Source organism: Vibrio sp. TMPB1044, assembly GCF_030442075.1.
GTDB classification, from domain to species: domain Bacteria; phylum Pseudomonadota; class Gammaproteobacteria; order Enterobacterales; family Vibrionaceae; genus Vibrio; species Vibrio satsumensis.
The window spans coordinates 1-4,165 of the sequence record NZ_JAUJED010000063.1; the positions used below are offsets into that span (position 1 = coordinate 1).

General features: G+C 42.9%; 7 protein-coding genes. 5 read left to right on the plus strand and 2 right to left on the minus strand.

Going from position 1 to position 4,165, the window contains the following annotated elements; genetic code table 11:
* Positions 1–385, minus strand: a 385-nt coding sequence (locus QQ041_RS22120) for a helix-turn-helix transcriptional regulator (RefSeq protein ID WP_285955066.1), incomplete at its 3' end; no start/stop codon positions are given.
* 90 nt (positions 386–475) lie between these two features.
* Here QQ041_RS22120 and QQ041_RS22125 point away from each other — a divergent pair.
* The 5 genes from QQ041_RS22125 (at position 476) to QQ041_RS22145 (ending at position 3,578) form a co-directional block, all read left to right on the plus strand.
* The gene (locus QQ041_RS22125) at positions 476–688 is read left to right on the plus strand and encodes a hypothetical protein (protein WP_048657761.1); all 213 of its coding nucleotides are present in this window, start codon (positions 476–478) and stop codon (positions 686–688) included.
* A 114-nt stretch (positions 689–802) separates the two neighbouring features.
* Positions 803–1,351, plus strand: coding sequence for a phage regulatory CII family protein (locus QQ041_RS22130; RefSeq protein WP_285955067.1), 549 nt, complete (start codon positions 803–805; stop codon positions 1,349–1,351).
* 335 nt (positions 1,352–1,686) lie between these two features.
* Positions 1,687–2,004, plus strand: a complete 318-nt coding sequence (locus tag QQ041_RS22135; protein WP_280555347.1) for a hypothetical protein — start codon at positions 1,687–1,689, stop codon at positions 2,002–2,004.
* Positions 2,001–3,167, plus strand: a complete 1,167-nt coding sequence (locus QQ041_RS22140) for a replication initiation protein (protein ID WP_353057847.1) — start codon at positions 2,001–2,003, stop codon at positions 3,165–3,167. Before QQ041_RS22135 ends, QQ041_RS22140 begins: the two co-directional genes overlap by 4 nt.
* A gap of 174 nt (positions 3,168–3,341) precedes the next feature.
* Positions 3,342–3,578, plus strand: coding sequence for a hypothetical protein (locus QQ041_RS22145; RefSeq protein WP_192853989.1), 237 nt, complete (start codon positions 3,342–3,344; stop codon positions 3,576–3,578).
* Between the two features lie 11 nt (positions 3,579–3,589).
* Here QQ041_RS22145 and QQ041_RS22150 read toward each other — a convergent pair whose 3' ends face one another.
* A complete protein-coding gene (locus QQ041_RS22150) occupies positions 3,590–4,162 on the minus strand; it encodes a DUF2913 family protein (protein WP_285955071.1) in 573 nt (190 codons plus the stop codon).
* Positions 4,163–4,165: the final 3 nt, after the last annotated feature.

Sequence of the window (4,165 nt, forward strand, 5' to 3'; positions counted from 1 at the left end):
GCTCGTCTAGGAGAGCTTTATCGAATGCAAGTATCCCTTTCCCAACCAATTTACCGTCATCAATAGAGAAGCAGTCTATATCGAAGAGAGTCTTCGATTCGTTCTTCTTATTAATGTGCTTTTGAGTTGGTGTTTTAGGATACGGGTCGCCTTTATCGAGAAGTAACCATTCAAGTGAGACACCTGTGCTCAAATGAGTTCTTACTGCAATCTCGAATGGAGTTAGATTTCGTTGTCGCCAAGTCGCGATTGTTGATTTTGGGATGCCAAACACGTCTGCAACGTCCTGTTGACGGTCTGAATTCGTGATATCTATCAATTTCTTGATAATATCTTTCCCTCCCAAATACGATATTTGGTCTATTTTAAGTTGCTTGTTATTCATATGTGATCAATAATCGCAATTGAGATCGAAACGGTGAGGTGCAACTCGTCATTTCGAAATTAAACATAAATGACTAAACAGGATATCATTATGCTCTCATATCAAGTAGTCCTAAATACGCCTTTCATGACGTACGATCAATACTCTCAATTCTCCGGTATGCCAAAGCGCACAATCATAGATTGGGTTAAAGATGGTCGCTTGCCCATTAAAACTAAAGCAAAAGGAAAAGAAACCCCGTTAATCAATATGGTCATGCTGCTAGAAATGGCAACTCGTGAAACGATGGAGAGAATGGGTTAGTCGCTCATGCGTTTATCTTCCCTTATTTCGACCAAAGAGCTTTGTCCGTTGGGGGTAAACATTCTTGGTTTGAGTTTTGTTGTCGTCTCGTTTGTCTTCAAGTGAGTATTGGTTATGAACGAAATTGACTCAATAGGCGAATTCTCTCGCACAAAACAAGGGGCCTTTAATGAAGCGTGTTGCGTGTTCGCTAGGTCAGAGAATATGGCTAGGCTAGCAGAGGCCATAGGGATGAGTCCGACCATGCTGCGGAATAAACTTAACCCTGAGCAGCCTCATGTCCTGAGTTGTGTTGAAGCCATCACTCTCGCCAAAGTGAGTGGCAATCATACCATCGTAAACAGCTTGCTTCTTGGGTTGGGGGTGGTCACCGCTCATATAGCATCTGATAGCACGGAAGACACCTTTGTTCAAAGCGCATTAGAGAACTCGATCTATTCGGGTGAATTGTCTCGAATGGCGTTGGAGTATGCAGGAAATCATCGCCTAACTCGCACTCAAAAACATAAGATTATTCATACCGCGCACACCAGTATCAGCATTCAGGTAAAACTCATCAGGAGCCTGGAAAAACTGAATCAAGGTGGTTGTCTGCTTAAAGCCATAGAGGAGGCGGCAGACGCTAATGGTTTATTTGATTCAAACATCAATTCGGAGCAATGATGTCTGTTACTCCGTGCGATAAGTCATGTCCTGAAACGTCTGGTCATGGATTGACGGAGGAAGATAAGCGTAGAGGCCTTAAGTATATCAGGCGTATTCGACGCGAGTTATGTGATCGTCAACTTTCTTCATTATGGGTTGAGCAGGCGAGGTTAATGACCCAATTAAGGCGTTCGAACCATGTGTTTGAACAAGTACGACTGCGAATTCGTTTATTCGGCCTTGAGAAGCGAATACAAAGAATCAGACAACGTTGGCTTTGACGCATTTTAATTTTCCAGAGTTGCGTTATTGGTTTCTCAGAAGGTGAGCGTTATTTAGCCGAGGTCAACTTTATGAATCATCATGTGTTTGCGGTCGTACAGGGTAAAGTTATTCAAACCAGTATTGAAGCAGTCTCCAATTTAGTCTTAAAAGGTAAAGAAGAGTGGCGTGATGCAGTCAGTTGTCCTTCGGAAAGGCGTTCGATAAAAATTGACACCCGTGGCGGCTACGAAAGCTCAAAAGAAATGGCTTTGACCGGCTCTCAAATCTTGTCAGAGAGAGTCAATAGTACTGATTCAGTAACGGCGCTCAACGCTCAAGACAATCTCTCTTGCTTTGTTTTTTCTAGAGGAGAGTATGGGCAAAGTGCACCGAGGGTGATGAGATGACGGCTCATTCTGAATACGCTGCGTCTTCATCCATTTCCTGTTTGAGTCGGCTACTTGAGGAAGCGCCTTATTTGTCGAGGTGCAGTGACAATAAAACCGCGATGCTCATCAGACCTCGAAACTATGCGGTCAGATGGCCGTATATGCAGGTTAATCGTAAAAATATGCAGGCGTGGATGGTGTTTGACATCGATCATGACCATCGAGCTGTCCCCAACCCCTATATTTGGCAAGATGAAGGCTTGCCACCCCCTAATCTAATCGTTCGAAACCGCACCAGTAATAAAGCCCACCTTTTTTACGCTATTGTGCCGGTTTGCACCAGCGATCAAGCCCGATCCAAACCCATTCAGTACCTCAAAGCCATTTATCGCGCCTTAGCCTTACGATTGGAGGCGGACTTAAGTTATTCAGGACCTGTTGCCAAAACGCCCTTTCATCCTTGGTGGCAGACAACTGAACTCCACCGCAGTGTCTATGAACTCAATGAGTTAGCGGATTCTCTTGAGCTGGAGACAACGCGGCCATGGCTTCGTCAAGATATTGATGTCTCTTATTCTCGAAACTGTACTTTATTCGAACACACTCGTCGATACGCGTATGACATTGTCGACGAAGAAAGAGAAAAGGGCAGTTATACGAACTTTAAACGCCGTGTCGAGAGTTTCGCTCATTACAAAAATACCGAGACTGCGGATAAGCCGCCTTTGAAGTGCAGTGAGGTGTTGGCGGTGGTGAAAAGTGTTTCTCGTTGGACCTGGGATAAATATTGTGCACGGTCAGACTGCCAGCGAGGTGTGATGAGATTGGATAGTGGATTAAGTTTACAGGAAAGGCAGCGTAGAGCGGCCAGAAGAACCCATAATCTTCGTCGGACGAAGACCACTCGCCGAATTATCCGCGCCTGTCAGGTTTTGTTACGCAAAAATCAGGAGCTCACGATTGGTTTGGTGGCACGTAATGCGGACCTGTGTCGCCAGACTGTCAGTCGTTACGTCTATTTGTTTGAATGGGTCAAGTCTGCTTTATCCGAAAGTAGGCAAAATGGGCCAGAGCATCGTGGTAATTATGCTGTTCATCAGATATCTGCCCCTATAACGTTATACTGGGCGGAGTATGAAGTAGGGAAAAAGAAGGCGATACTTGAGTCAGCTTTTCCTTGATTTGAATAATAATGAGTAACTATCGAGTCAAAATACGCTCTCTCGGTAAATTCAATAATGAGTTTGAGTCGACATAACCCCATTTAATGCGATTAATGTCTCAATTCGTGCAAATATGGATTTACACACCTCATATTGCTGTATATTTATACAGTAATATGAGAGGGGGGAGTTATGTCTTTTAAAGATACAGAGACACTGTCAACAGGAATTGAATTCATTGTTGAAGCCGTGGCGGTGAAGACAAATGGTCAAGATCATTCAGCGTTAGGTTTATACCTGATCAGCTTACTGCTCGAAGATCAAAAGATTTCCCTTGATTGTGATGATAAAAGGAAAAGGGTGGTAGTACCACTTGGTAAATCGCGTCAAACACATCTTGAGATAGGTTGGAAGTGCCCTTCTTTTTAGATTTGGTCGTGTTAGCTAATTGGATGAACTTGATAGTGATAGTTCTTCAACTCTTCACTTCTTTGGCACAACTCAAATGTGAAATAAGGCTGGGTGACTAAACACTGAGTGAACCTGTCTAATTCATTCGTATGTATAAACAGCGAAATGGGTGCAATCTGACGGTTTTCATTATCGAAGCAGTTATCAATATGTGCTCTGTCGATATAAACAACGTCCATTTCCTGTTTAGGGGTCTCTTCAATCAGTTTTGTTTCTAATCCGCTCTTCTCAAAGCGTTCTAACAAGGCATAAAGTTTATCAACGTCGTTTTTGCTCTCTATCGCTGAATATTGAGATAGAACGCTTTCTAAGTGTTTTTCGATTGAGCCAAACTTATTCTTCATCAAACAAACCGTTTTAAGCTTTTTCTTGATAATGCTATATCGAGCTTGTTTGATTTTTGGCTTCAAGAAGTCAATGATAATCTTGTTTCGTTGCTCTTCTTTCACAAAGTGACTGGCAATGTTTACTTTGAAGTAAAGGTGAAGAAGAGTGTTTTCGAAGGTCGACTTAAGAAGTTGATGGTATGAATGTTCTGACATTGT

Excerpts from the sequence above, each read along its gene's own strand:
- QQ041_RS22145 (WP_192853989.1), top strand. The coding sequence starts at position 3,342 with ATGTCTTTTAAAGATACAGAGACACTGTCAACAGGAATTGAATTCATT.
- QQ041_RS22130 (WP_285955067.1), top strand. The coding sequence starts at position 803 with ATGAACGAAATTGACTCAATAGGCGAATTCTCTCGCACAAAACAAGGG.
- QQ041_RS22150 (WP_285955071.1), bottom strand. The coding sequence starts at position 4,162 with ATGTCAGAACATTCATACCATCAACTTCTTAAGTCGACCTTCGAAAAC.
- QQ041_RS22140 (WP_353057847.1), top strand. The coding sequence starts at position 2,001 with ATGACGGCTCATTCTGAATACGCTGCGTCTTCATCCATTTCCTGTTTG.
- QQ041_RS22125 (WP_048657761.1), top strand. The coding sequence starts at position 476 with ATGCTCTCATATCAAGTAGTCCTAAATACGCCTTTCATGACGTACGAT.
- QQ041_RS22135 (WP_280555347.1), top strand. The coding sequence starts at position 1,687 with ATGAATCATCATGTGTTTGCGGTCGTACAGGGTAAAGTTATTCAAACC.